The sequence below is a fragment of the Capilliphycus salinus ALCB114379 genome (assembly GCF_047276495.1).
In the GTDB taxonomy this organism is placed as follows: Bacteria; Cyanobacteriota; Cyanobacteriia; order Cyanobacteriales; family Microcoleaceae; genus Capilliphycus; species Capilliphycus salinus.
The window spans coordinates 2,428,538-2,455,327 of the sequence record NZ_CP178543.1 but is presented as its reverse complement, the minus strand read 5'-3'; the positions used below and the strand labels follow the sequence as shown (position 1 = coordinate 2,455,327).

Here is a 26,790-nt window from a genome sequence, read left to right as displayed (position 1 = left end):
CGCACCGTCCCCATAATAGAATTAATTAACCGGACATCAATCATCTGAAAATAGGGTAACATTTTTTATAAGTTTTGGAAAGATGAAATTTTAAAACCCTCCTTCGTCGCTAGAAAAGGAGGGTATTGCAATAATCTTGAGGGAATTTTCAATTAATTCTACTGGTTGTTACATCTAACTCGTTGGTCTTCAATATTGTCATTTCGAGGAATTGCTGACAGGTCTACTCCGGGTTGATAAATGGTTCGAGCATCCCAAAGTTTTGCACCGTCTAAGTTGGCTCCGGTTAAGTTAGTGGTATCATCTATTATCGCTCCGCTGAGGTCAGTTTTGCTCAAATCTGCACCGCTTAAATCGGCTCCGCTGAGGTTCGCATCAACAAAGTTGGCGTAGGGAAATTCAGCATTTTCTAAGTTGGAACGGGTCAGATCTGCACAGGTAAAATAGGCGCCTTCAAAATAACTATCGCTGAGATCGGCTTCGGTTAAATCGGCTTGTCGGAGTTGAGCATTTACCCGTCGGGTATTGCTGAGATCTGCACCTCGGAGATTGCATCCTTGACAAGATTTGGCTTGTCCTCGGAGAAATACATCGGGGTTGCTGGTATTAAACTGAGCCAAACTCGGGGCTATCGCCACCAAGGGGATGAATAACCCGATCGTTCCTAACAGTTTAGTTTTCATTGGATTTTCTCCTATTCCTCATATCAGTTTTTTCTGATACTTCGAGATTTTAACATATTTATTCGGTCGATCTAGAGCTAGAAAAAGTTTCCGAAGATGAGAGTATTCTTAAGTTTTAAAGGATTGGTTTATCCGCAGTCCGCCGGTTTTATCCCCCAATCAAACGGTAGAGTTTTGTATAATTTATCGGCTTTATTTTTATACAAATTAGACCCGAGATTGTCCAGAAATACATCTGGGGATAGATGTCAATTTCAAAAACCCGGCTTCTCTTGAGAAACCGGGTTCTTAATTCCCACTGTTTTTGTCAAAACCTGCGATCGCAACTCCCGACAAAATGGGTAATGAAGTTTTAGAGGATCGTAGCCTTTAACGAGGTTTAATTATCATAAACGCGAGCTTCAAAAGCATCTGGATTTTCGTCGCAATAAACCTCAAAAGCGGTCTTTTCAATTCGTTCGGCTTTTTGATGGGCGGCTTCAGCTTGTAATTCTTCTACAATATCCCAAGCCGCAGCACATTCTTTGGAAGTGGCGCCTTTTTCCGCACAGGTAGCGCGAGCTTCTTGAATGGCTTGTTCGATCCGTTCTTCGAGTAGAATACTTTTTGGCTTCTCAACAAAATCACCTTTCCGGAGGATGTCACCAATAGAAATAACCCCCAATAAAGTATCTTGAATCACGGGAGCCAAATGAATGTGAGTCTGAGCAAACAACCGAGCAACGTATTCTACACCCAGATCCGGGTTAACAACAATGCAAGGTTTTGTCATAATTTCATAGACTCGCATTTTTTTGGGGTCTTTTCCGAAAGCGGTCACTTTGTAAATGATGTCCGTTTCGGTGACAATGCCATAAGCATCCTGTTCGTGGCGACGTTCGACAATTAAAGCGCGGACTGCGTGTTCGTTGATTTTTTTGACGGCTTCTGCAACCGTTGCGGAACCGCGAATGGTGACAACATCAGTCGTCATAATATCTTTAGCTTTGAGCATCATGGCTCTTTCTCCACTCATTCACTGCAAACTCTAGCTTGCCTTGTTATGGGAACAAAAGAAAGTATTGTTAAATTAATTCTAAACTGTTAAAATACAGAGTTTAAAAACTTTAAGATTTGTCTCGGTTGGGATAACAATTTGTTGCGATCGCCAATCTCATCAACACGATAGACAGTGGAGAAAGGCAATCAAACTCACAAGATTTCCTAGAAGTCAGTTTGATTGCTCTGTTGCTGAAAATTCTAAGGTAAAAAGTTAGAGAAGTTAACCAGTGCAAAATGTCCAACTTTGACGGATTGACTGGGTTTAATTCGGCTCGATCCGTTGATATTGATAGGATCGATTTTCAGCACCCCAAACCAGATTTCCCTTTTGATCGTATCCGCGATCGAGAGTTTCCATACTTTCAGCATCCAAAGTAATGCTATTAGTAACGGTAACTGCACCTTTATAGTTAACTGGACAACCTTCCGGTTGAGTTTGACCAATATATTGAGAACCCGCAGCTTGTAGAAAAACACTACAGCGATAATCTCCCAGGTCCTCAACGCTGACCAAACGTTCGGACTCGGGTTGATTACAAAAATTGACCCAAGCTTCCGGGTTGCGAGGAACAAAAGTCGCCGACTCAACTTTCCGACCATCAGCACTCGGAGAAATCTGTAAAAAACGCTGGCGATAGGGTCGATAGGGATTATCGGTCATCGCCTGTTCTTGATATAAAAAAACCGCCGGAGAACGTTGGGTAATTTCACTCGCATTACCGACCTCAACCACACAAGTGGTCATGCGAACACTCGGCGTCCCCGGAACCGCTTGGGCTTGGGCGCTGGTTTCCATCACACCCGTCAGATAAGAGACAACCTCCATAACTTGGCGTTGAGTTGAGTTGAACACAAAGCCACATCCAGATAAACTAGCAGCAGCGATCGACACGGTGATCGCTTTGGCCGTTTTCAGGGGATAACTCACCCGGACCTCCATTGCAAAAATTTCAACAAGGTTGTTTCTATCATCGAAAATCCTCGGCTTGGAAACTCTGTACTTCAAGGACAGGGAGGAAAGCCGAGCCTCCACATAAAGGTTTACAATGTTCGCTATTTTCGCTAAGATTACAACATTCTAGCGAAAGGTATTCATGTATCTGACTCAAAAGAATCAAATACGGGGCTTGAGCAAGCAGCAATTTGCCGCTATCCAAACCCTGTGCCGCCTGACCAAAAACCTCTACAACGTAGGGCTTTATTCGGTTAGGCAATTCTTTTTTGCGGAACGGCAATACCTTCGTTACGAAGGAAACTACCACACCTGCAAGGGGAACGAAAATTACCAGCTGTTGAATACCGACATCGCCCAACAAACCTTGAAGGTGGTAGACCGTTCCTTTAAGTCTTTCTTCAAATTGCTCAAGAAGGCAAATCAAGGCTTGTACCGATTTGAACAAATTCGGCTGCCCAAATACTTGAAGAAAGATGGATACTTTCCCTTGATTATGCCCCGCATCAAAGTTAAGAACGGGTATTTTGAGATTCCCATGTCCCGCCAATTCAAGGCAGAATATGGGACTGTTCGCATTCCCTTTCCCGAACGGTTGTCGGGCAAAAAACTCAAGGAAACTCGCATTGTTCCCCGCCATAACGCCCGTTGGTTCGAGGTGGAATTTGTAATAGAGCAAGAACCACGACCCGCCCGCGTTGATCCGCGACGGGCAATGGCGGTGGATTTGGGATTGGACAATTTGGCTGCTTGCGTTACAACCGATGGGGCATCCTTTATTGTGGATGGCAAAAAACTTAAAAGCATTAACCAGGGGTTTAACCGCATTAACAGCAAAATCCAATCCGCCAAAGACAAACTGGGAATTCAAGGGCTGACCAATTATCAATCTTGCCTGTTTAAAAAACGAAACAACCGGGTTCGAGATTACCTTAACAAAGCTGCAAGATTGATTGTCAATCACTGCATCGCAAGCGGGATTGGGACTCTGATTGTCGGGGTCAATCCGGGTTGGAAACAATCTATCAACATTGGTTCTCGCAACAACCAAAATTTTGTTAGTATTCCCCACTGGCAGTTGCGCTCCAAGTTGAGTTCCCTCTGCGAACGATACGGCATCCAATACATTGAGACCGAAGAATCTTACACAAGCAAAGCCTCGGCTTTGGACGGGGATGAATTGCCCGTTTACAATGCCGACAGCCCCAAATCGCCACCCTTTTCGGGGAAGCGAATTAAGCGCGGGTTGTATTGCAGCCGGGATAAACATATTGTCAATTCCGATTGTAATGGGGCTTGGAATATTGGCAGAAAAAGTAAGCGCTTCGGGCTTTTTAGCCGGAGTGTCTAGAGGTTGCTTGGCGCAACCCAGAAGATTGCTTATTTTCTGAATTCCCTTTCTTTTAGGAAGGGGAGTCGTCAATTGCAGCTACCCGTGCAAATTTGTCAACATAATAATGTCAAGCGAATCAAGTTAGATCCGAATTTAATTTCACTTTACCGTTGCCAATCCTATGCCAACTTACACCGGAATTTCAAGTGAAGCGTTTCGCCATCCTCTGGACCGACAAGCAGAAGCAGCCCTCCGCAGCGTTCCGGGGTTCGATCTGATTGCCAGTAAATTTGTAGAATTTGTCTATGAACGCCCTCAGTATGTTTATTTGATGGGAAATAGTATTCAAGTCGGGCCGCGTCAATATGCTAGCATTTATCATATTTTTCGCGAATGTGTCCGGGATCTCGATGTCTTGAACGAACCCGTTTTATTTGTAGCACAAAATCCCCAAGTTAACAGTTATGCTCTCGGACAAGAACGCCCTTATATTGTTCTGAATACGGGTTTATTAGATTTAGTTGATGAAGCCCAATTACGGGCGGTTTTAGCCCATGAACTCGGTCATATTAAATGCGGTCATCCGATTTTAAATCAGATGGCAATTTGGGCGATGGGTGTGGCTTCGACCATTGGAGAAATGACAATGGGGCTAGGAAATTTAGTCAGCAGTGGCTTAATTTATGCTTTTTATGAATGGCGTCGCAAAGCGGAACTGTCGGCTGATCGGGCGGCGTTGTTGGTCACAGATGATTTAAAATGCGTGATGCAGACGATGATGACGATGGCGGGAGTCAGTGGAAAATACGCTTCTCAATGTTCTCTTGATGAGTTTATTTCACAATCGGAACAGTATCACAATCTCGATAGCGATGGGTTGAATCAAGTGTATAAATTTTTGCTGTATAATGGTGGTCAAGGTATGATGTTATCTCATCCTTTCCCCGTCGAACGAATTCAATATTTGCGGGAATGGGCGAATTCCGAAGAATATCGTCAAATTCGTTTGGGAAATTATAAACAAAGGGTTTCCGAAGGAGCGGTTGAAGTCGAAGTCGAAGACTCTAACGATGAAGTCGAGACGTTACGACGTCAAATTGAGGAGTTACAGCGAGAAATTAATCAGGTAAAATCGGGTAAACCCAAAAACTAAAGATTAAAGGATGAGGACGTAGCGAGACGTTATTTCTATGTCCTCACGAGTTATTTGCTGAATATCCGGAATTGACTAACCCGGAATTGAAGGATAATCTTAAGGTAAAGCGTTCAATGGGGAAGATCTCAAATGTTAGGTACTTTCGATCGCAAAAAAGATAATTCGGGCGGCTTTAAACCCAATTGGGGAAATATCTTGGGGAAAGGTGCGATTGTTTTAACGATTTTAGCCGGTACGATGTCGCTGACCAATCCCACCCGAGAAGAATATTTGAATTATGCTTCGGGTCGATTAATTACAGAAGCTAAAGAAAACTGGTGCAATCAATCGAATGTACCCGAGTTTTTGAATGGAATTTCGGGATCGTTGGTTGATGCTTGTCAATCTTTATTTACGAATCAGCGAGATTGGATTCAAAACAATATTAATAAAGCAACTGACCGTCAGAATGCAATATTGTTTAGCGTTTATACGACTGATTTTGATTTTGTCGATAAGCGCTATCGAACGATTGGAGTGTTGGGGAATTTCCTCACGTTTTCCTCAGAAAGTTTAGAAGAAACAAAACAAATTGAACCGGTTTCTAAATAAATAATTGAATTCATTTCTGTGATCTGTAAGTTTCGCCTTTATTCTTGCAGCAGATCACCCTTTTTTTATTTTTTTTCAGTCCGACGGCTGGATTTTTGATTTTATCCCATCATTTGATTAACCCTCTAACGCTTTATCTTTGGGAATAAAAACCCAGTTAATAACTGTCGGTTGTCACCCACCCGACCTTTTAACCCCTAAAAAGAGGAAAGAAAAACCCAGTTTTGAAAATGAACCGGGTTTCTAAGATTGATTTTTAAAACGTCAAAAAAGAACTAAAGACTAAACTCAACCGTTGCCAACCATTCCAATATTTTAGGATTAACAACTTCGGGACGTTCATCGTGGGGACAATGACCCGTTTTCGGTACAGAAATAAATTGAACGGGTTTTCCCATTTCCACCAAATCTTGATAAATTTTCGAGCCTTTGATGGGAGTCCAAGGGTCATCTTCGCCCCAAATCACTAATAAAGGCTGTTTAACCTTTTCTAACAATTCCTGCGGATGGGGGCCTGCCGGAGCGGTTAAAATGGAAGCAAAAACTTTCTGAGCGCCTTCATCGTTGGAGGGTGCATAAAGCAACTCGACCAAATCATCGGTAATCGCTTTTTTATTCCCGTAAACCTGACGCAAAGTATTGCGAATGCGGTGTTTTTGACGAACTTGATTAAACACAAACGAGCCAATTATCCGAGAACTTACCATCTTGGTAAACGTTCCCATAACCAATCGTAACGGTAAATTTAATTCTTCAGGACGATGATTTAAACCCCCCGCACTGTTTAACAATACCGCCCCGGCAGAAATTTCGCTATACTGCGCCAACATCATCAAACTCAATAACGCCCCGATAGAATTACCGATAAAAACGGTGGGTTTGAGGATGTGTTCTGCCCAAAAATCGTACAACAATTCAGCCCACAATTCCAAAGAATAATCAATTGCAGGTTTAGCCGAACCTCCAAACCCGAGTAAGTCTAACGCAAACACTTGATAACCGCCTTCGGCGAGTGCGGGGATATTTTTCCGCCAATGTCCGATAGAAGCGCCAAACCCATGCACCAAAACCAGAGGATGTCCGGTTCCTTGCACGGTGTATTGGATAGAATGTCCTCGCCAGTGCCAGGTTTGCAGGTTTAGGGGTAAATTGGAAAGGGATTTTTGGGTTGAAAGTGTCATTTGATAAACTTTTGTAAATAAGACCACTCTCAAATGATAATCTTTTAGCAGCCTGTTGGAACAATAGCCGCCTATTTCTCAGCAATATCAGAAACCGGGTTTCTTTTTTCGTTATCGAACCCGGTTTCTTCGGTTTTGTTGAGAATGCTGCAAGATGGAAGTTACAAGGGTTTAGATGTGTTTTTAGCGTTGTCGCCCACAAATCCAAATTAATCAGAAAACAACCCGTTAACTTTGTTCTTCGGTATCCGCAAAATTAGTGCTGGCGGGCTTATTAACTGCTTCTTCTGCCGTGTTTTCTTGTTTGATTTCGGCATCTAAAAGAGCATCCCCACCGCTATAATGCTGAGATTCTGTTCTCGCTTCTTGGGCATCCTCTGCTACATTGGGAGAATTGGGGGTTTGATTAGAGATTGATTGTTCACTCATGTTTTATCCTTGCTCAACGACAAACGACAATGAACTTCAAGCCTATTTGTAAACGTGAAATTTATTGTTGTTCATTTCGTTCAAATTATCAAAATTTTATACATTTGTTCATCAATCTATTGACAGAGATAACAGAAGTCAGAAGTTATATTATATTCGACTAATCAATGATTGTGATGTAGGGGCGGGTTCTGCATTGATGTTGACGACCACTCCGAGATTGAGTTAAACCCGCCCCGCACCCATAACAGGCATTAATCAACCGGATATCATATGATTAGAAGTCACCAAGTTACCAAGTCAAAAGCAAGTCAAAAATCCGGTTTCTGTGAGAAACAGGGTGGCGGGGCGAGTTTATTAAAGTTATTTTGGGGAAAATATAAATCCGGGCAGAACCCGCCCCTACAAGCTTATTGCTAAAAAAGGCATGAGGTTAATCATGCCCGGAGTCAATCTCAATGTTCAACTGCAAGGAAAACTGTTAGTAATTACTGCTTCAGTCTATTTTTAGAGCTTCAACAATACCAGGAAAACGACTACTATTAATTAGACGAAGCCTGTTTTTTGCGAGATAACCAACCGGCACCCGCAACTAATCCCAAACCCAACATAACAGACGGTTCGGGAATTTCTTGGGCTTTCTCATATTCATAAACCACAGAAACCATCGCGCCGCCTTGGGTGTTAATTTGAGAAACAATATTTGCTGACCCGGTAACTTTGGAGTTGGTGAAAGCGGAGAAAAGGAAATCAATATTACCATCTCCCATGAAAGCACTTAAGATGCTTTGGTCTGTGTAGGTTTTTTCCCCTGAAGCCGAAGCGGTTAACCCGGTAAACATACCGCCCGAAGTCCCAGCAAAATCAAACGTACCATCATAAGCGCTTGCGTCGAGTGAGTCGGCTTTGTTTGCGGTTTTATCAAATAAAGTTCCTAAAGCATCAGGCCCCATTAATTGTAGATTACCGGATAAATCAAACGTGAGAGTTTGGTCTTTGGCGTCGAGGTTTTCAACTTTGGCATTCCCAACGATTTGGCCATCGAAGGTAACTTTAACGCTTTTGAGGATTCCCAGACTGCTATCGAACTTTTGAACAGACAGCATTGCGTCTTCAATATCTGTAGTCGCGAGTCCGAAGCTGTCAGTGTAGGATTTTGTCATCGTCGCAGCATTGGCGGCGCCGTCCGTCAGCATCAAGCCTGTCAGTGTACTAACGGTGGTTAAACCAGCGATGAGTTTAGGGTTGATGAATTGGTTAATCATAAATTTTTGGGTGTGGTCTGCTGTTAATGGAAGTTGGTGTTTTCATGTGTCAAATCTAAAACCCATTATCGAGGGGTTTTGACCCCGGTAGTGTGATTTTTATCACGTACTTGGGTAAATTTAGTCACGGGAAGCGATTGAGAAAAAAGGCCAGTATGTTTACCTTTTCGGGATTTATTCATCAAGTTTCTTTGAATAAACACGTAAGTATAAAGCTCTGTATAAAGTAAATTTTAATACATTAATAATCCGTAAAACCCCGCAAATTTTTAGAAAAAGAAACCCGATTTCTCAATGAAACCGGGTTTATGGGGAAGTTATATTAGATGATTAAGTTGTTAGAATCGGAGTGCTGTTGTTATTCGGGAAGTTGAATCACGTTATCAATAGCATGAATCACACCATTGCTACCAACAATATCAGTCTTAACCACCTTGGCATCGTTGACCATAACTTCATTGGTATCGGGGTCAACAGAAATCTCTAAAGGTTGTCCTTCAACGGTTTCAACGGCGCCGGGTTGAATTTCAGTCGATAAGACCTTAGCCGGAACAACGTGATACTTGAGAACTTGAACCAACTTATCCTTATTTTCAGGCTTCAGCAGGTCTTCAACAGTTCCTTCCGGTAAAGCAGCAAAAGCTTCATCGGTCGGTGCAAATACAGTGTAGGGACCTTCACCCGATAAAACTTCAGCCAAGTCAGCAGCTTCAAGAGCAGCAACCAAAGTGCTAAAAGTGCTATCTTCGCTGGCAATAGCAACAATAGTATCTCCCTCAGCTTCACTGGCGGCCGGAGTCGCGGTTGTATCGGTATTCTCACTAGCGAGGGCTTCTGTAGCCGGCTCAACTTCAGGAGTTTCTGCGGTGGTTTCCGCCGGCATTTCGGTGGCCGCAGTCGGTTCGGTGGGTTCGCCTGCCTGTTCGGTAGCAGGTTCAGAGGTTGTGTTGGTTGCAGTGGGTTGGTTGCAAGCTGCCAATACAGCCGCACTTCCTAACGCAGCAAACAGAACTAAAAGGCGTTTCGTGATCTGAGTCATTTTGTTCATAACTGTTTACACCACGTAAAGAAAAGTTACTAAACTTTATCGAACTGAGCGCATCTTAACACAGCCTTAACCGAAGTCAAGTTGTTTGAGAGTGCAGTTAACCGCACCTACAAAAGCATTCCGTTTGACTTCGGAAAATCAGCCGAATCAAATTAAAATCAATCCATTAAATAAACCTTAAATTAATTCGTAAATATACCTAAAGATAGTTTTAAAATTGTCCTAAAGCTCCCCAAACCATACCCGAAATCGTTCCCCAAACCGCTCCGACTCCGGCAGAAACAACCATCGCCCCCAAAAACAGCGGCATCCCATCCCCCGATGTACTGCTGAGAAAATCCGGAAAAATGAAAGCCGCGATCGCCCCCAAAACCGCCCCGGCGATCGCCCCCAAAAAATTCCCCCAAATTCCCCCTACAATTGCCCCTTTTGCCCCGACCATTCTCATCGATAACGGTAAAGGCGGCACACCCCCAATACTGCCAAAGGTCGCCCCGGAAAGAATGCCCCCCAAGGCCCCCAAACCGGCCGCCACCGTCGCCATCACCAACATTTGCGACAGCAACTTCGCCGTCAGGGTCAAACTCTGCAATAACTGCCATTCTCCCCACAACACCGCCCCCATCGCCAAAACCGCCCCGGTGATCGTTCCCAACAAAGCCCCCCAAACGCTACCGGACACCGCCCCCGTCCAGCCTCTCACCCCGCCCGGAGTCGGCAGGGATAAAGGCGGTTTAAACACCGACCAGATCGATCCCCAAATTAACCCCAAAAACGCCCCCCAAACCAACGTTTGACCGATAACGATCTCTCCGGTTAAGGCACCAAACACAATTCCTGAAATCGCCGCCGCGATCATCGCCCCGCAAAAACTGCCGACAATAAACGCTTTCCACCGATCTAACCCCCTCGGAGGCGGCAAAAACACGCTAATTGATACCCCAAAAAACGCCCCCCAAAGGGTTCCCACAAACATCCCGCCGAGAATGCCTCCGGTTCCTCGGAAAAACCCAAACATCATCGCCATAATTGCCGACGAACAGGCTACGCCCCAAATGCTGCCGATAATCCCGCCTTGGACCAGGTTGAACATTAAAGATTGAATTTGCGGCGATAAGCCTCTCGGGGCTGTCCGTTTGCGGGGACGATAGCTTGATCGGGGGCTGGTAAGGGTTGGTTTGACTATTGGTTTGACGATCGCCCGAGGTTGGATGGGGGCGGGTGTGGGAACGAGGGAACGCACGGGAGAACGCCGTCTCCGCTTGGGTTTGAGGGGTTTTAGGTGCAGCCCTTTCTGCACGTCTTCCCGAGAGGGGAAGGGATCGCGTCCTCCCAGTTGGGCGGTGCGTTCGCACCAGGGACAGGTGTTTAAATGGCGATCGTAGCGGTGTTGGCTGTATTTGTCGCAGGTGACGAGATGTTCTTCGGCTTCGATCAGCGCTAACAGCCAAGTTCTCGCGTCGGGCCGGACTCTGGGGTTGGTGTGTCCGTCTTGGAAGCAGCGTACAAATAATTCTTGCAGTTTGGGATGGAGGATGTCAAACGACGGCGCCAGCGGCATGGGTTTGTAGGGGACCCGGTTGTTTCCGTAGACGAAATGACCGGCTTTGATCCGGGCTTCTAGGGCGGGAGGATCGCCGCTTCCTTGATAGACTCCGGAAAAGGGGTGGGTTCCTTCCATCAACAGTTGAAAGATTAACACCGCTAACCCAAAGCGATCGTGTTCGGGGGTGCGATCGCGATCGCGAAAGGTTTGGCCCTGTAATTCTGGGGGGGTAAACTCGGCTTTTCCGACGGGACAGCGATAAACGGTTTTGGTTTGGGGATCTCGAACTTGGAAGGAGTCGGTATCGACGAGGGTGACTAGGGCGGTATCGGAGACTAATATATTGGACTCGTTGACATCTCCGATCACGTAGCCGCTGGCGTGTAGGTCGGTGACGGAGGCGACTAGGTTTCTGGCGGTCCGATGCAGGTAGAGGTAGTTAAATAGGGGTTTGCGTTCCCGCCGTGTTTTGGGGGTATAAAAGGTGTGGATCGGTAGCGATCGCGTTACGCTGGGCATTAGGAACCCAACGATTTTTCGCTTGTTGTCGGGGGTACAGAGAAGATCGACTGGCCAGGCGATCGCCGTGACTCCTGGCATTACCGTTAGGGTCTGAGGCGGGTTGTTAAACATCACCGTCAGTTTGTCGGCGTCTTCGTCTGTCGGTTTATGATAGATTTTCGCAACCAATGAGGGATCTTCGACAACCGGAAATATGCGACCTTCTCCACCACTGGCGATCAGGTTGCTGGTGTCTAGGGTGATTTTTTGTCCGGTGAACTGGCGTTGCAGCCGCATATCGCAGGGAGGGGGGAGTTAACGGGTTTGATGATTATGATATAGCCTTCTTTCTCAAGGATAACGTTTCTAGGCTTTGCGATCGCGTAGCTTTTGTATCAGAACTCTACAAATTGGACTCAAACGCTAAGATTAATCTATCCTCTGTTGATGCTGATGTTATGGAAGAAATTCTTGAGTTAAAAGAATTACTGCTCAAAGGCGATATCAAAGGTTCGCTCGCCATTGTTGAGGCATTGGAAGAAATGAGTCGGGATGATATTATTAATAATATTCGCAGTCATGCTATTATTTTACTTCTTCATCTGATCAAACAACAAGCCGAAAATCGCACCACTCGCTCTTGGGATGTTTCCATTCGCAATTCGGTTCGAGAGATTAAGCGCAAAAATAAACGTTACCAAGCGGGGGGTTATTATCTCAATCGGGATGAATTACTCGAAACCTTAGAAGAAGCTTATTTAAACGCTATTGATGAAGCTTCTCTAGAAGTTGAAGAAGGGCGTTATGATTCGAGAGAGTTAAAACAAAAAGTTAATCAAGAAGCGATTTTGCATCAAGCCTTAAATTTAATTCTCTCAGATGAAGACTATTAAATCATTATTCAATTTCATCGATGCAGCTTAACGGGTTCGAGTCGTCACCGGGGTACTGACTTTGTACCCTTTCTTCTGTTGGTGAGAAACTCTCAGAATGCCTTTCGGATTTGTATATACAAATAAAACTCAATCTATAACTTTATGGTCACACTTTCAGGAAATGTGACTCCCGATCATTTTACCAAAAATTTAAAAACTTATTTTCAATCTTTACAAAACGGGGTTGACTTTTTTTTATAGTATTTAGAAATCAATATAAAGCATAAAGCTATTAATTTGTCAATCCATCGCCCGGTATATGATCGAGAAGAAAAAGATGCAGATCGGTTGTATTTGCAGGGATTGAGGGTTGGTTTCATAAACAACAACCGCCAAACCTGGTATTGAGAAACGGATTAGAGTTTTTGTGAGAAAAGCTTGGCTTAATCATAAATTTGCATTTACAATGAAAAACTAGCTGAGTATTCAATAAAAACTGACAATGGTATCATTCACTCCTAGCAAAAATCTGGTCTGCATTGACGCTAAAGTTGAAAGTTACGAATATCTTTGTCAGGGGGTTCTACTGGGGTCTGAGGTCATTATCCTGAACTCAAATCAGGATGGGATTGAACAAATTACGGAACATTTACAGGCTCGGATTCGTCGCACTCCGTTATCCCCTATTCAAACATTACATATCGTGAGTCACGGTTCGCCAGGATGTTTGTATTTGGGGAACAGCCAACTCAATTTCGATACACTAGATCAATATGCGGATCAACTGCAACAGTGGAGGGGTGCATTAACCGAGGATGGGGAGATTTTACTGTATGGTTGTAACGTTGGTCAAGAAGACAATCAACAACCGCATCCGTATGATAATCTCACCGAACAATCGGCATTTTCTCGCCCATCTGTTTCGGCATTTTTGCAACAAATCAAACAACTGACAGGCGCGAATATCGCCGCTTCCTCCAGCAAAATTGGGAGCAAAAATTTAGGGGGAAATTGGCAGTTAGACGTACAAACCGATAAAATTTTATCGCCTCTAGCCTTTACGGAATCGGTGCGAGAAAGCTATGCTGGAGTGTTAGCAATTTTGACCGTTACAAATGCTAATGATTCGGGACCCGGATCGTTACGAGCCGCCATAGAAACAGCCAATAGTAACGCCGAAGATGATACGATTGAGTTTGACCCGACATTTTTTAATACGCCGCGAACAATTCAACTGGAACTCGATCCCAACCGAGATGTCAATGATAATCCTAATCAGACTAATTCATTAAATATTAACGATAATAACGGAAATAATATCACCATTAACGGTCCGGGAGCGGAGAATTTAATTATTCAGGGACAAGGTGATGGTTTTGTTTTCCAAGTTAATACTTTGAACCCCGAAACGGTTGTTAGAATCTCCGGCGTAACCGTTCAAAATGCTCGCACGGGAATTCAGCATGGGGACAATAGTCCGGGTACACTGGAGATTACTAATAGCACAATTAGCAACAATACTCAGTTTGGAATTGTCAGTCGCGGCCGACTTGTACTCACCGATAGTATCCTACAAAATAATATTAATCGGGGTCTTTCTCTGTCGGGTAGTAACAGTATTATTCAAGGGAATACTTTTATTAGAACGGGTGCAGAGCAAGAACAAAGAAACGGCATTTATGTTTTTACTCAAACCAATGATAATGCCGAAACAACAACCAATGTTCAAATTATTGATAACTTTATCGGTACCGATGTCGATGGTACACTAGAACTCGGCCATCGCGATCAAGGGATTGAAATTGCTCGGGCTACGGGAACTCAAGTAATTGGGAATGTTATTTCTGGTAATGGAATTGAAGGAATTATCATTTACGACGGTTCAAATGATACGGTAATTCAAGGTAATCTTATTGGCGTTGCACCCGATGGTACAACACCATTACCAAACAATAGTGATGGGATTTTCATCCAAAATACAGCCGGAACAATTATAGGCGGAATTAATCCCGAAGATCGCAACATTATCTCGGGTAATAATGGGAATGGAATTTTACTTCAGACCCAGGTAGATGCTCCCATTCCTACCACCAATACCCAGATTTTAGGCAACTATATCGGCCTTGACCAAAGTGGAAACACGGCAGTTCCGAATACGGGACAAGGGATTCAAGTTGATGCTTCTACTCAGAATACAATTGGCGGTGTTAATCCCGGTGAAGGAAATACGATCTCGGGAAATGCTGTCGATGGTATATTGATTACAAATGCGGCTAACGAAAATACAATTCTCGGTAATTTTATCGGTGTTAATGCTGCGGGAGATGCGTCAGTTCCGAATGGAAGTCATGGGATTCGCATCGACGGTTCAACGAATAATGATATCGGACTAGATAGACTCGAAAATCCTGATGTTGCCGGAACAAACCCCAACGTTATTTCTGGAAATGGAATTAACGGAGTATTAATTACCAATAATTCCACAGACAATAAAGTTTTGGGCAACTTTATCGGAACCAATGCGGCCGGAAATACTGCAATTCCCAATGGAGAAACAACCGAAGATCCGGCGGTTATTAACGGCGGAATTGGCGTAGAAATTATCAATTCTAGCAACAATATTATCGGTCGAAATACTGCCGGAGAACAGAATACAATCTCGGGGAATCTTGTTGATGGAATTCGGATAACGGGTTCTCCAGAATTTAATTCTATTGGTAATATTATCCAAAGTAATTTAATTGGTTTGGATTCCACCGGAGTCACAGCAATTCCCAACCAAAGCAACGGTATTTTTATTAGTAATGCCGCAGGTAATACGATTGGGGGAAGCGAAGCCAATCAGGGAAATGTTATTTCTGGAAACACAATTAACGGTTTAGTTTTAAGGAATGCTGCCAATGAAAACCAAATTTTAGGGAATTTTATCGGCACAAATAGCGCAGGTAACGCTCCGGTTCCTAACAGCAATAACGGTTTAGAACTTGATAACGTTGTTGGCAATAGTGTCGTTGGAAATCTCATCTCGGGTAACAGTATTAACGGGATTTCAGTTGTTAATAATTCTAGCGGAAACCAAATTCAGGGAAATCGCATCGGGGTAGCGCCTGATGGTAGCGGACTGGGAAATGCTAACAGTGGAATTTTCGTCGATAATGCGGTTAATAATGTTATTGGCGGACTGGAAGCCGGACAGGGTAATACTATCGCTTTTAATAGCGGAGATGGTGTCACAATAGTCAACAATACGGCGATTAGTAATGGGATTTTGGGGAATAGTATTTTCTCCAATGGTGCAGAAGATAATACTGCAATTGGGATTGATTTAGCCAACGAGGGAGTAACGATAAATGACGCAGGAGATCCGGATGAAGGGCCAAATACACTGCAAAATTATCCCGAATTAGTATTAGCCGAACCCGTTGAAAATAGTACCGTTGTTGCGGGTCGGTTTAACAGTTTACCGAATACCACTTATCGCCTAGAATTCTTTAGCAATGCTGCGGTTGATGCTTCAGGAAATGGTCAAGGTCAAACCTTTATCGGTACAACCGAAGTCACAACCGATGCCGAAGGAAATGCAATAATTAACGCTAATTTGCCCGAAACCGGTGATTTATCCGGTCAATTTATTACCGCAACCGCAACAGACCCGAATAACAACACCTCGGAATTTTCTAACGCTGTAGATGTCAGTTTACCTGAAATTACAATAATAGAAAATCTCGCTCAAAATGAAGGCGATGACGGCATTATTGGCTACACTTATACTGTTAGTCTGAGTAAACCCAGCACCCAAAATATTGTTGTTAACTACAGTACCAACGATGACACCGCAACCGTCGCCGATGGTGATTATATTGACAACGATGCTACCTTAACCTTTGAGGCGAATCCCTTTGTTGAAACTCCTCCCCGTCAGCGGATAACGGTTGAAGTTAATGGCGATATCACCTTTGAAGGGGATGAGGTTTTTAATGTTAGTTTGGATAGTGCGAGTTATGGGAATATTGTTACGCCTTCAGTAACAGGAACCATCACCAATGATGATGCACCTCCTAGCATTTCCGTTAGCGATATTACGGTTAACGAAGGGGACGGTGTAGCCACTTTCACGGTAACAGCTTCTAAAATTAGCGGTTTTGCATCCAGTTTTGATTATGCAACCGTTAACGGTACCGCAGCAGCAGGTTTAGACTATACTCAAACCACCGGAACTTTAACCATTCCCGTCGGAGAAACAACTGTTAGTTTTGATGTTCCTCTACTCGATGATGGTTTAGAAGAACCGGATAAAAGTTTTAGTATTAATCTGACAAATCTCGCCGGAATAGATGGCGAAAATAGTGTTTTAACTGCAACTGCAAATATTCTCGACGATGACGTTTCTCCCGTTATCAATATAGAAGGAAATAACGCCAACTTTACCGAAGGCGGAGAAGCGGTTCCAATTGCCAATACTATTACTATCACGGACGCAGATAGCACAACTTTAAACACCGCAACTATTAAGTTAACAAATCCTCTCGAACCGGGAACCGAAACCCTTTCTATCCTCGGTACATTACCGGCTAACATTACCGCCGGCGAATACAATTCCTTTACCGGAGAATTAACCCTCAGCGGAGTAGCCAGTTTAGCCGACTATCAAACCGCATTATCCCAAATAGTTTATAACAACACCTCCACCACACCCAACACCAAACCCCGTGAAATTGAAATTACAATTAACGATGGAACCAACCCCAGCAACACCGTTGTTTCAACCGTTAGCCTCACCCCAGTTAACACTCCGCCAGTTGCCAATAATGACAGTGTAGTTACCCGAATTGATACCCCAATTACCTTTAACATTACCAACAACGATTTTGACCCCGATGGTATCATTAATCCCGCTACCGTTGAACTGGATTTAAGCAATTTAAACAACCAAGGAAACGCCACAGTAGACGAACAAGGCAATCTTACTTTTACCCCAACAGCCGGCTTTACCGGAAGCGTTAATATTCCCTACAGCGTCCAGGATGACGGAGAAGAAACGGCAACAGGAGAAGTTTCAATCACGGTTAATACCGACACGAATCTACCGCCTGTTACTCAAAATTTAATCACAGAAATTGTTCCAAATACGGCGACTCAAGTTCCGATTCCGGCTTTAACTGCAACCGATTTAGACGGTACAATTGCCAACTTTCAAATCACCCGTTTACCTCGAAACGGCGAACTCCAACTCAACGGTGAACCCCTGACTGAAAATCAAACCATTTCTCTCGAAGATGCGGGAAATCTCACCTTTATTCCTGAAGTCGGTTTTGTCGGATTAGCAGACTTTGAATACATCGCTTTTGATAATAATAACGCCTCCGATTTAACCCCCGCAATTGTTGTTATTCCGGTTAATACGACCAATGAACTCCCCGTCGCCGCTGATAAAATCGCCACTCCCAACCCCGGTAATACCACAGCCATTCCGATTCCCGAATTAACCGCAACCGACGATAGCAACATCGCCGCTTTTCGCATCACTAAATTTCCCACAAACAGCACTTTATTATTAAACGGTCAGCCGTTAACCAGCCCAGAAATTGCGGTTACAGATGCAGCAAACCTCAGCTATATTGGTGGGGAAAACTTTAGCGGAGATAGCTTTGAATATACCGCCATTGACGCACAAAATACCGAAGACCCGACCCCGGCAACTGTCACCCTTCCGGCGTCAACACCTAATAATATTCTCCCCGTTACTGCTGATAAAACCGGGGCCGATTATTCCCAACGCACCTACACCTGTGGCTTTACCGGCTTTAGAAGGAAGCGACGCCGACGGAAGTATCGTCAGTTTCACCATCACAGAATTACCCGTCGGGGGTCAACTTTCACTCGGGGGGACTGCGGTTGAAGTCAACCAAGTCATTCCCGCAGACCAAGCCGACCAACTCACCTTTACCCCCGACCCGGAATTTAGCGGTTTAACTCAATTTAGCTACGTGGCGACGGATAACCAAGGGGGAACCGATGAGACACCCGCAACTTATAGTCTGGTGGTTAACCTCACAAATGTACCCCCCTTACCCACCAACCAAGCGACGCCGCTACTGAAGAATATTTCTACTCAAGTTCCCCTCCCACCTTTAACCACTTTTAATGCTGAAAATGCGGCGAGTTTTACCTTAGTTGAACTTCCCATCGGCGGACAAGTTTTCCTCAATGGAGAACCCGTTACCGTCAATCAAGTCATTCCGGTTGACCAAGCCGGACAACTGACTTTTACTTCCAATCTTGATTTTAGCGGTTCAACGGTTCTCAAGTTTACGGCGACGGATACGGCGGGAATTACTTCCGAACAAATCGGAGAAATCTCGTTATTTATTCTTCCCAATATATTACCCACCGTTGAACCGTTGGAACTTCCCAGTATCATCCCGACTTTAGTACCTGTTGGACTTCCGGCGCTGGTTGGAAATGACGAAGATGGTACCGTTGTTAGCTTCACTCTCAATAATATTCCGGCGGCTTCCGAGGGTCAATTATTCATCGGTGAAACTCCCATTTTTAACCTCTCTCAAGTCAGTGAAATTACACCCGAAGACGCGGGGAATTTGCGGTTTGAAGCTAATCCTAATTTTGTGGGAGATATTGTTTTAAATTACGTCGCCAATGACAACGATGGTCAAAGTTCTCAACCCGCTTCTATTAGCATTAATGTATTACCCACAACCCCAAGTGTAGACTTTGAAATTCCCGAGTCTGAACCGGTAACTGAGGAATTAATTGTTCCTGAGATTCCTAATAATGGAACGGCGATTCCCATTCCATCTTTAACTGCAAATGACCTGAATGGAGAAATTGTCAGTTTCTCAATTCTGGAATTACCCGAAGAAGCACGGGGTCAGTTATTCTTAAATGGTGTTGCTGTCACCCGTTTGAGTCAAGTTACAGAGATAACAATTACTCAGGCTTCTCAACTGACGTTTGTTCCGGCACCAACGTTTTTCGGTCAAATTCAACTGTCTTATACTGCCACAAATAGCGTCGGTATAACTTCAAATTCTAGCCTAATTGTTTTACAAGTTCCGACCATTTCTTCGGAGATTTTAACTCTACCCACCGACTTACCGTTAGAGGTTTTAGCCTTTACCGCCACCCTCGCCGAAATTGCACAATCCTACAGTTTTATTACTCAATCGATTGTTTTGAATTCGGTTGAAGTTTCGATAGAAGGAACGGAAATTAGCGAATCTATTATTGGGGTTGAAATTAGCGAACAAATTTCGGGTTTAGCCGGAGATGATGACATTTTATCTTTTGGCGGAGATGATAATCTTTTCGGTAATATTGGTAATGATACCCTCAATTCTGGCGATGGAAATGATGTGGTTGAGGGTGAGGTTGGAGACGATTTTCTGGTCGGCGGCGTCGGAAATGATACGTTAATTGGAGGTTTGGATAATGATATTTTGGTTGGCGGTTCCAACGATACAGAAATTGCAGACCCGGACGGTCAAGACCTCTTGGATGGCGGAGAAGGGGATGATACGTTATTTGGAAATGAAGGTCAGGATACGTTAATTGGCGGTGATGGAAATGACCTAATCTTTAGCGGGAAAGATAATGACCTCGCCAGCGGAGAAGAAGGGGACGATACCATATTTGGAGATTTGGGTGATGATAGTATTGTTGGCGGTGAAGGCAATGATTTCTTACTCGGAAATCAAGGTAATGATACGATTAGTGGCGGCGAAGGGAATGACTTTATTGCCGGCGGTCAGGGTGATGATTTACTCTTTGGTGATGAGGGGAATGACGAAGTTTATGGCGATTTGGGTGCGGATACGGTTTATGGAAATCAAGGCAATGATAGCCTTTACGGTGGGGAGGATAATGATAGTTTAATTGGCGGTGAAGGGGATGATTTCTTATCCGGTGATGGCGGCGATGATATCCTCTCGGGTGGCGAAGGTGCGGATGTTTTTGCACTGCTTTTAAATTCGGGTTCCGATGTGATTGTAGACTTTGCTGAGGGTCAAGATTTACTCGGTTTAACGGTCGGTTTGAGTTTCGATGACCTGACGATTGAACAGGCTGAAAGGGGTACTTTAATTAGTTTTGAGGGCGAACTTTTAGTCACGTTAAACCGGATTAATTCAACTTTGATTAGCGAAGATAACTTTACAACCATTTAAGTTTGACTTCATCTCAAAAACCCGGTTTCTTTGAGAAACCGGGTTTTTTTGTCTTATGGGACGGGGCGGATTTATGTCAATCTCTCAGTAGTAATTAAAGATATTGTAGAACCCGCCCTACGTTGAGGATTATTGATGATTCGGACATGATATGATATTCTCTTTTGGTAAAGGCTTCAATACCGACAATCCAAACAACAAACGCAGACCCAACTTTTCAAACCAAGGCAATCCCAAACCCCACCGCATTTTTAACATAAAATACCTCTCAAATGCCGCTTTAAACCAAATAATCCAACGCCCCCGAATTGCCGAAGAAAATCGCCGTTTTCCGGTTTCGGGATCGGGAAGAATAGGGGCGGCAATATAGGCAATTCCCGTGTCGCCAAACTCTGCCAAACAAAGCACTTCTAAAGTAGGAGTTTTTAAAGGCGGTTTGATCGCTCCCAATTCCACTGCAATATTATGAGCAACTGCCGCTCCCATAACCTCTGTCATTTGCCCCGTTTTTGGCAGTCCGATCGCAATTGGTGTTGTTTCCGGTTGTTCTAAATGAACGCTCACCCCCGCAGCATAAATTGTCGGAAATTGAGGATGTTGATGGCTGTTCGTCACCGGAATAAATCCCTGTTCATTCCCCAATCCGGGAGTTTCTCGCACAAACTTTACCCCCCGAAAAGTAGGTAAAATCATTGCATATTTAAAGGGCAACTGTTGACCATTTTCTAAATCAATAGTCTCGGGATTAATTGCCGTAATTCTGGCATTATCTATCGTTTTAATCCCCCGTTCTTTCATTAAACGACCCGTTAATTCTCGGGAATTTTTCAACCCGACAATTCCCATGTGACCCACGTAGGGTTCCGGTGAAACGTAGGTGATGCTGACTCGATCTCTAATTCCCCGACGACGCAAAACCCAGTCCGCCATCAACACAAATTCATAAGCCGGTCCAAAACATCCCGCCCCGGACATCGCTCCCACCACCAAAGGCCCCCCATTCTCCAAAAACTTGAACCAAGCTTCTCGGGCTGCTAAACTATGATCGGGAGTACAAACCGACTGCGTGTAACCCCCGTGCGGCCCCAAGCCGGGAACTTCATCAAAGCCCAAGGATGCTCCCGTCGCGATCACCAAGTAGTCGTACTCAATCACTTGCTTTCCAACGGTTACATACTGTTGATGGGGATTAACTGTCGTCACAGCATCCGGTATCCAGTTAATTCCATGTCTTCGGGTGAGCGACGCCAAATCTAATTGAATACCATCGACGGAAGCCAAACCCAACGCCACCCGAATTAACCCCGGAATAAACGTGAATTTGGGTCGCTCCGAGATTAACGTTATTCTGTGTTCGCTTGGGAGATAATGCCGGAGTTCGTAGGCGGTTGGTAGTCCCCCCAGTCCCGCTCCTGCGATAACAACATTCGCCATGTCTGATCGTTCCTGATCTGAAAATTCCGATCTGAAGCCATTTTGAGTTGACTCCAGTCATTTCTATTTTCCCATACTTGATTATTAAACTGTATAGTTATACAATGAATTTATAAGATTGATGAAGTTCCCCGATCCGATATCCGACTAATTAACGATCGCGCTGTAGGGGCGGGTTCTGCCTAGATCTTGACGACTACTCCGAGGTTGAGTTCAACCCGCCCGGACTCCATAACAGGCATTAATCAACCGGACATCATCTGAAAAAAATTCAATTTAATTTCAATTTACTCTTGTTTAGGAGAAAACCAACATGGATGCTAATTTTCCCCAAGAAACCCCTTCTGTTTCTCGACGACAATTTCTCAACTTTTTAACCGGAACCACTCTGGCGGCGACAGCAGGAACGGTTGTTTATTCGGGTGCTAAAATATTCATTCCCAAAGCTGAAGGCGGTCTGGGGGGTGCGATTATCGCAAAAGATCGCCTGGGAAATGTGATTCCTGCCCGTCAAATTTTAGCCGAACCAACCGGAACCCGTGCTTTAGTGGCGGGACTGGCGGGAGAACCGACCTATCTCACCCTATTAGAAAATAATACCTTAGATTCCGTTGGAATTGTTAATAATTGTACCCATCTCGGCTGTACTTTTCCTTGGAATGAAATCGATCAACAGTTTCAATGTCCCTGCCACGGTTCCCGCTATTCTGTCGATGGTGCCGTTGTTCGCGGCCCTGCTAACCGTCCTTTAAAATTAGTTCATGTTGCGGTTCAAAGCGAGGTAATTTTGATTTCTCCCTGGACAGAAATTGATCCCCGCACCAATGAAGTTCCCTGGTGGGTTTAACGTTAAAAATCCATTCAAAATCACTTCTAAATACCTTTTAAAGTATTACCAATTCCCCCGTTTTATTAATCAAATTGCGGGGGATGACCCAATCATTGTACAATCAGGATGGTTTTGGAATAGATGTTTCCCAATCGGCTCAAATTGTAAATCAATGATTGCTCCTCAATGGTTAAAACCTGGCGATCGCTTGCGGGTGATTACTCCCAGTGGCGGGTTGCGCAATCTCGAACCCTTTGAACAAGGTTTGGAAATTTGGCGATCGCGGGGCTATCATTTAGAACTGTGTTCGGGTTATAATGCTCAATGGGGTTATCTTGCCGGAACCGATCAAGCCAGACGCGATCAACTGCTCGAAGCTCTCAACGACGACGATTGTCGAGCCGTACTCTGTTCTCGGGGCGGTTACGGTGCGACTCGCTTACTCGAAGGTTGGCAATGGGAACGGGTCAAAGCCAATTCTCCCGCTAAATTTTTGCTGGGCTTTTCCGATATCACCGCTTTATTGTGGGGAAGTCAAGGGCGAATTTTCGGCGTACACGGTCCGGTTTTAACGACTTTGGCACAAGAACCCGACGGGTCGGTTCAACGCTTATTTGATTATTTAGAAGGTCGTCCCTTACCCCCCTTAGAAGGAACCGGATGGGGAAACGGAACGGTGCGAGGACGGCTGTTGCCGGGAAATTTAACCGTTGCGACTTGTTTGCTCGGAACCCTCTATCAACCCCAGTTATCCGGCGCCATTTTAGCCTTTGAGGATGTCAATGAGGAACCCTACCGTATTGATCGAATGTTAACCCATTGGCGAATGACGGGAGCGTTACAGCAGGTCGCGGGAATTGCTTTGGGGCGCTTCAGCTACTCCGAGAAGGATATGAACCCCAAAAGTTTTAAGCTAGACGAGGTTTTGCGCGATCGCTTGGGAGACTTGGGGATTCCGATTGTCTCCGATTTGCCTTTTGGTCACGAGGGGGTCAATTCTAGCTTACCTGTAGGAATTATAGCAGAATTGGATGGCGATCGGGGAATTTTAAATTGTTTGCCCGATCAATTGGCGGTTACATGATCAGATTTAATTCGTTTTCAAGTTCCTCATCCACCTGCGCCAGAGGTAAGATAATCTCTACCGTTGTTCCCTGATTTCTTCCCAGACTGTTAAGTTGAATTTCGCCTCCCATCATCTCAACCAAGTGTTTAGAAATCACCAAACCCAACCCGGTACTTCCTTGAGGAAAACATCGAGATTCATCTTCAACTTGAAACGGTTGAAACAGGCGATTTTGAGTAGAGGGATCAATTCCAACTCCGGTATCTTTAACGGTAACAATAGCCATCGGCATTTCTTTGGAGGGGTTTGTTTTTGAAGAAATCTCCCGAGATTCTATTTGAGTTGTAATCGTAATACTTCCTTCTTCTGTAAATTTTATCGCATTACCAATCACATTAATAAACACCTGTTTAAGTTTGGTGGGATCGGCTCGAACTCGAACCACATTTTGATAATTTTTTCGATAGAGTTGAAGATTTTTTTGCCGAATATTTGCCAATTGTAAGTAAATAGCCGCCGACAAACTCGAATGCAAATCAACCGTTTTAATATCAACAGTCACCCGACCGGATTCGATTTTTGCCAAATCTAAAACCTGATTGAGTAAAGTCAATAAATGAATAGAAGATTGATAAGCTTGTTGTAAAAGTTCGACCTCTTCTTCGCGATCGTCGCACAAATCATCTAAAAGCAATTGTAACGAACCGATAATCCCATTCATCGGGGTTCTCAGTTCGTGAGAAGTCTGTCTGAGAAACTCATCTTTGCGACGGTTCATTTCTTGTAAAGCCAAATTTCGAGACTGTATTTTATAACAGCGATCGCAGGTGAGATCCAAGAGTTTTTCAAGTTCAACCTTTTCCGCTTTCAACTGTTCTGTGGTTTGGGCGAGTAAAGTTTCTAATTCCGCCTTTTCCTCTTGTAATTTATATTGTTGTTTATAACAGATGAAAGCCGTAACGCTCGCGGCGATCGCCACCAAGACAGAAAGACCTGAAATCATCCAACTCAGAGAGAAAAGAGATTGAGTAACCGTAATGAGAAAAATCAATCCAGCTAAACCAGCAAACCCAACCGAGGTGTATTGCCAAATCTTAATTTGCTGTTGGAGTTGTTTTCTCATTGACCACTTGCACCCATCTGTTGCCTGAAAAGTTTTACGGAGAGTTATCCATACCCTACTTGTTCTATTCTATGCTATCGTTTCAACAAATCTGCAAGACTCCAACTTGATATTTGAGTTCAAAGGTCGATAAAAGTCCTTTTTCTCGATCCAAGTGAGTTGAATAGAATCACGACTGATTGAACTGAGGAGGCTCAACCCAATTGCTACAAAGCGACTGCGGTTAAGTTTGATCAATTCCACAAATGATTTTCTCGGTATTTTCACGTATACAATTTATATAAATAACACAGTAATTAAACCCCCTCTAGATTCTCCGTCGCTCTTAGAGTTAACTAATATTTTGAGAGTTGACTGATATTTTGGTATGATTGTAGGCTGGATAACAGTTGACGCTGTAACCCTTGACCGGAACTGAAATTTCCATTCCTCCATCGAAAATTCCTATGACTGAAAACTACCGCATTACACTTCTTCCTGGCGACGGCATTGGCCCTGAAATTATGGCAGTGGCGGTAGATGTCCTCAAAGCCGTCGGTCAACAGTTAGAAATTACCTTTGACTTTCAAGAGGCTTTAATTGGTGGTGTTGCCATTGATGCCACAGGAGAACCTTTACCGACTGCATCTGTTGAGCAATGTCGCGCCAGCGATGCGGTACTTTTGGCGGCGATCGGCGGTTATAAATGGGATAATCTACCCCGTCATCAACGTCCGGAAACCGGACTACTGGGATTAAGAGCGGGATTAGGATTATTTGCCAATCTGCGACCTGCGACTATTTTACCCCATTTAGTCGATGCCTCATCCCTAAAACGAGAGGTTGTTGAAGGCGTTGATATTATGGTGGTCCGAGAACTAACCGGCGGCGTTTACTTCGGCCAACCCAAAGGGATTTTTGAGACGGAAACCGGAGAAAAACGGGGGGTAAATACGATGGCCTACACCGAGTCGGAAATTGACCGCATCGGACGAATTGGCTTTGAAACCGCTCAAAAACGATCGGGAAAATTGTGTTCGGTCGATAAAGCCAACGTCCTCGATGTCTCTCAACTCTGGCGCGATCGCATCACTCAACTCGCTTCAGAATACCCCGATGTTGAATTATCTCATCTTTATGTCGATAATGCCGCCATGCAGTTGGTGCGCTGGCCGAAACAGTTTGATACCATTGTCACCGGGAATTTATTCGGCGATATCCTCTCCGATGCGGCGGCGATGCTGACCGGCAGTATCGGAATGCTTCCTTCTGCGAGTTTGGGAGAATCTGGCCCCGGAGTGTTTGAACCCGTACACGGTTCGGCCCCCGATATCGCCGGACAGGATAAAGCCAACCCCCTCGCCCAAGTTCTCAGTGCGGCGATGATGTTACGCTATGGTTTAGATCAACCCGTCGCCGCCGATAAAATTGAACAGGCGGTTTTGAAAGTTCTAGATTGGGGTTATCGCACGGGTGATATTATGTCGGAAGGAATGAAACCGGTTGGCTGTCGGGAAATGGGAGAAATACTCCAAAAAGCGATCGCAGAAGTCTAAATTTCATCCCTAAAATTAA

19 protein-coding genes are annotated in these 26,790 nt (G+C 44.4%); 9 read left to right on the top strand and 10 right to left on the bottom strand.

Translation table 11 applies throughout. From position 1 onward, the window contains the following. Positions 1-158 precede the first annotated feature (158 nt). From ACL6C3_RS10190 to ACL6C3_RS10180, 3 genes are all read right to left on the bottom strand, one after another. The gene (locus ACL6C3_RS10190) at positions 159-683 is read right to left on the bottom strand and encodes a pentapeptide repeat-containing protein (RefSeq protein WP_413167056.1); all 525 of its coding nucleotides are present in this window, start codon (positions 681-683) and stop codon (positions 159-161) included. A 379-nt stretch (positions 684-1,062) separates the two neighbouring features. Then, positions 1,063-1,680, bottom strand: a complete 618-nt coding sequence (locus ACL6C3_RS10185) for a CP12 domain-containing protein (protein ID WP_413167055.1) — start codon at positions 1,678-1,680, stop codon at positions 1,063-1,065. A 306-nt stretch (positions 1,681-1,986) separates the two neighbouring features. Beyond that, on the bottom strand, positions 1,987-2,652 hold the full coding sequence (locus ACL6C3_RS10180; protein ID WP_413167054.1) for a chromophore lyase CpcT/CpeT: 666 nt from the start codon (positions 2,650-2,652) through the stop codon (positions 1,987-1,989). 166 nt (positions 2,653-2,818) lie between these two features. On the opposite strand from ACL6C3_RS10180, the gene ACL6C3_RS10175 reads away from it, so the two are divergent. From ACL6C3_RS10175 to ACL6C3_RS10165, 3 genes are all read left to right on the top strand, one after another. Next, a complete protein-coding gene (locus tag ACL6C3_RS10175; protein WP_413167053.1) occupies positions 2,819-4,027 on the top strand; it encodes an RNA-guided endonuclease InsQ/TnpB family protein in 1,209 nt (402 codons plus the stop codon). Between the two features lie 163 nt (positions 4,028-4,190). Beyond that, complete coding sequence (locus tag ACL6C3_RS10170) at positions 4,191-5,162, top strand: M48 family metalloprotease (protein WP_413167052.1); 972 nt, start codon at positions 4,191-4,193, stop codon at positions 5,160-5,162. A gap of 132 nt (positions 5,163-5,294) precedes the next feature. After that, positions 5,295-5,756, top strand: a complete 462-nt coding sequence (locus ACL6C3_RS10165) for a DUF4359 domain-containing protein (RefSeq protein WP_413167051.1) — start codon at positions 5,295-5,297, stop codon at positions 5,754-5,756. A gap of 275 nt (positions 5,757-6,031) precedes the next feature. On the opposite strand, the gene ACL6C3_RS10160 is transcribed toward ACL6C3_RS10165, so the two are convergent. The 5 genes from ACL6C3_RS10160 to ACL6C3_RS10140 form a co-directional block, all read right to left on the bottom strand. Further along, positions 6,032-6,937, bottom strand: a complete 906-nt coding sequence (locus tag ACL6C3_RS10160; protein ID WP_413167050.1) for an alpha/beta fold hydrolase — start codon at positions 6,935-6,937, stop codon at positions 6,032-6,034. 228 nt (positions 6,938-7,165) lie between these two features. After that, the gene (locus ACL6C3_RS10155) at positions 7,166-7,366 is read right to left on the bottom strand and encodes a hypothetical protein (RefSeq protein ID WP_413167049.1); all 201 of its coding nucleotides are present in this window, start codon (positions 7,364-7,366) and stop codon (positions 7,166-7,168) included. Between the two features lie 542 nt (positions 7,367-7,908). Then, positions 7,909-8,631 carry a choice-of-anchor E domain-containing protein gene (locus ACL6C3_RS10150; protein WP_413167048.1) on the bottom strand — a complete coding sequence of 241 codons (723 nt, stop codon included), beginning with the start codon at positions 8,629-8,631 and terminating at the stop codon, positions 7,909-7,911. 358 nt (positions 8,632-8,989) lie between these two features. Next, entirely contained in the window at positions 8,990-9,670 is a 681-nt protein-coding gene (locus tag ACL6C3_RS10145) for a fasciclin domain-containing protein (protein ID WP_413167047.1), read from the bottom strand. Between the two features lie 220 nt (positions 9,671-9,890). Further along, positions 9,891-12,023, bottom strand: a complete 2,133-nt coding sequence (locus ACL6C3_RS10140; RefSeq protein ID WP_413167046.1) for a DNA-binding protein — start codon at positions 12,021-12,023, stop codon at positions 9,891-9,893. 161 nt (positions 12,024-12,184) lie between these two features. Here ACL6C3_RS10140 and ACL6C3_RS10135 point away from each other — a divergent pair, with 161 nt between their 5' ends. The 3 genes from ACL6C3_RS10135 to ACL6C3_RS10125 all read left to right on the top strand — a co-directional run bounded on the left by ACL6C3_RS10135 (position 12,185) and on the right by ACL6C3_RS10125 (position 20,784). Next, positions 12,185-12,619 (top strand): DUF29 family protein, encoded by a 435-nt coding sequence (locus ACL6C3_RS10135; RefSeq protein ID WP_413167045.1) that lies wholly within the window; start codon positions 12,185-12,187, stop codon positions 12,617-12,619. Positions 12,620-13,103: 484 nt separating this feature from the next. Further along, a complete protein-coding gene (locus ACL6C3_RS10130) occupies positions 13,104-18,500 on the top strand; it encodes a DUF4347 domain-containing protein (protein ID WP_413167044.1) in 5,397 nt (1,798 codons plus the stop codon). Beyond that, a complete protein-coding gene (locus tag ACL6C3_RS10125) occupies positions 18,391-20,784 on the top strand; it encodes an Ig-like domain-containing protein (RefSeq protein ID WP_413167043.1) in 2,394 nt (797 codons plus the stop codon). Before ACL6C3_RS10130 ends, ACL6C3_RS10125 begins: the two co-directional genes overlap by 110 nt. A gap of 129 nt (positions 20,785-20,913) precedes the next feature. Here ACL6C3_RS10125 and ACL6C3_RS10120 read toward each other — a convergent pair whose 3' ends face one another. Further along, positions 20,914-22,218: an NAD(P)/FAD-dependent oxidoreductase gene (locus ACL6C3_RS10120; RefSeq protein ID WP_413167042.1), complete on the bottom strand. Its 1,305-nt coding sequence runs from the start codon at positions 22,216-22,218 to the stop codon at positions 20,914-20,916. 313 nt (positions 22,219-22,531) lie between these two features. Here ACL6C3_RS10120 and petC point away from each other — a divergent pair, with 313 nt between their 5' ends. Next, positions 22,532-23,065 (top strand): cytochrome b6-f complex iron-sulfur subunit, encoded by a 534-nt coding sequence (petC, locus tag ACL6C3_RS10115; RefSeq protein ID WP_413167041.1) that lies wholly within the window; start codon positions 22,532-22,534, stop codon positions 23,063-23,065. A 154-nt stretch (positions 23,066-23,219) separates the two neighbouring features. Next, positions 23,220-24,131, top strand: coding sequence for a S66 peptidase family protein (locus ACL6C3_RS10110; RefSeq protein WP_413167040.1), 912 nt, complete (start codon positions 23,220-23,222; stop codon positions 24,129-24,131). Here ACL6C3_RS10110 and ACL6C3_RS10105 read toward each other — a convergent pair. After that, on the bottom strand, positions 24,124-25,236 hold the full coding sequence (locus ACL6C3_RS10105) for a sensor histidine kinase (protein WP_413167039.1): 1,113 nt from the start codon (positions 25,234-25,236) through the stop codon (positions 24,124-24,126). The two genes, ACL6C3_RS10110 and ACL6C3_RS10105, sit on opposite strands and share 8 nt — an antisense overlap. A 446-nt stretch (positions 25,237-25,682) precedes the next feature. On the opposite strand from ACL6C3_RS10105, the gene leuB reads away from it, so the two are divergent. Continuing rightward, positions 25,683-26,771, top strand: a complete 1,089-nt coding sequence (leuB, locus tag ACL6C3_RS10100) for a 3-isopropylmalate dehydrogenase (protein ID WP_413167038.1) — start codon at positions 25,683-25,685, stop codon at positions 26,769-26,771. The last annotated feature ends 19 nt before the right edge of the window (positions 26,772-26,790 follow it).

Coding starts and splice junctions, on each gene's coding strand:
- ACL6C3_RS10140 (WP_413167046.1), bottom strand. CDS start 12,023: ATGCGGCTGCAACGCCAGTTCACCGGACAAAAAATCACCCTAGACACC.
- ACL6C3_RS10160 (WP_413167050.1), bottom strand. CDS start 6,937: ATGACACTTTCAACCCAAAAATCCCTTTCCAATTTACCCCTAAACCTG.
- leuB (WP_413167038.1), top strand. CDS start 25,683: ATGACTGAAAACTACCGCATTACACTTCTTCCTGGCGACGGCATTGGC.
- ACL6C3_RS10110 (WP_413167040.1), top strand. CDS start 23,220: ATGATTGCTCCTCAATGGTTAAAACCTGGCGATCGCTTGCGGGTGATT.
- ACL6C3_RS10155 (WP_413167049.1), bottom strand. CDS start 7,366: ATGAGTGAACAATCAATCTCTAATCAAACCCCCAATTCTCCCAATGTA.
- ACL6C3_RS10165 (WP_413167051.1), top strand. CDS start 5,295: ATGTTAGGTACTTTCGATCGCAAAAAAGATAATTCGGGCGGCTTTAAA.
- ACL6C3_RS10135 (WP_413167045.1), top strand. CDS start 12,185: ATGGAAGAAATTCTTGAGTTAAAAGAATTACTGCTCAAAGGCGATATC.
- ACL6C3_RS10120 (WP_413167042.1), bottom strand. CDS start 22,218: ATGGCGAATGTTGTTATCGCAGGAGCGGGACTGGGGGGACTACCAACC.
- ACL6C3_RS10175 (WP_413167053.1), top strand. CDS start 2,819: ATGTATCTGACTCAAAAGAATCAAATACGGGGCTTGAGCAAGCAGCAA.
- ACL6C3_RS10170 (WP_413167052.1), top strand. CDS start 4,191: ATGCCAACTTACACCGGAATTTCAAGTGAAGCGTTTCGCCATCCTCTG.
- ACL6C3_RS10185 (WP_413167055.1), bottom strand. CDS start 1,680: ATGATGCTCAAAGCTAAAGATATTATGACGACTGATGTTGTCACCATT.
- ACL6C3_RS10105 (WP_413167039.1), bottom strand. CDS start 25,236: ATGAGAAAACAACTCCAACAGCAAATTAAGATTTGGCAATACACCTCG.
- ACL6C3_RS10150 (WP_413167048.1), bottom strand. CDS start 8,631: ATGATTAACCAATTCATCAACCCTAAACTCATCGCTGGTTTAACCACC.
- petC (WP_413167041.1), top strand. CDS start 22,532: ATGGATGCTAATTTTCCCCAAGAAACCCCTTCTGTTTCTCGACGACAA.
- ACL6C3_RS10145 (WP_413167047.1), bottom strand. CDS start 9,670: ATGACTCAGATCACGAAACGCCTTTTAGTTCTGTTTGCTGCGTTAGGA.
- ACL6C3_RS10190 (WP_413167056.1), bottom strand. CDS start 683: ATGAAAACTAAACTGTTAGGAACGATCGGGTTATTCATCCCCTTGGTG.
- ACL6C3_RS10130 (WP_413167044.1), top strand. CDS start 13,104: ATGGTATCATTCACTCCTAGCAAAAATCTGGTCTGCATTGACGCTAAA.